Raw genomic sequence first — 654 nt, 5'->3', positions numbered from 1 at the left:
GCGCTTTGCGCACTGAGATGTCCTCAAACACACAGATGTAGTTAATTAGGTGGTTTTTGTCATCCATTACCGCGCTAATAGTGGCTAATTGCGGGTAAATGCTGCCATCACGTTTGCGGTTGATAAACTCGCCTTTCCATTGACCTTTGGTTTCAAGTTGCTGCCAAAGTTGTTGGTAAAAAGCATCATCATGGTGCCCAGAGCGGAGAATGTTCGGGTTCTTCCCAATCACTTCTTCGGCGCTGAATCCGGTGATCTGCGAGAACGCGTTGTTGACATCAATGATATTGGCATTGCTGTCGGTAATGACCATACCTTCTTGCGAGTTGTTGAAGATTTTCGACGCCAACGACAATTGCGTTTCCACCATCTTGCGACGGGTGATGTTGCGCGTCATGCCCAAAATGCCGATCAGGTCACCGGCCTGATTTCGTACCGGTGATTTGATGGTTTCCAGCCAAGTTGGGTTGTTGTTTTCATCAATTTGGCGACACTCTTCAACGATGTTCTGTGTGCCAGTAGCGACCACTAATCGGTCGGCATCAATGAATTTTTCCGCGCGTTCGGCGCTGAAAAGGTCAAAGTCGTTCTTCCCGACAATGTCATCGTTAGACTTTTTCCACGCCTGTTCTACGCTGCGGTTAGTCATGGCGT

At 48.3% G+C, this 654-nt stretch carries 1 protein-coding gene; it reads right to left on the bottom strand.

The window, feature by feature from the left end; all coding sequences use genetic code 11:
- Positions 1-654, bottom strand: a 654-nt coding sequence (locus R7O13_RS27865; protein ID WP_318305324.1) for a PAS domain S-box protein, incomplete at both ends; no start/stop codon positions are given.

This window comes from Vibrio sp. Y176, assembly GCF_033438945.1.
The sequence above is the reverse complement of the archived record's forward strand: the minus strand, read 5'-3'. Positions and strand labels throughout refer to the sequence as shown.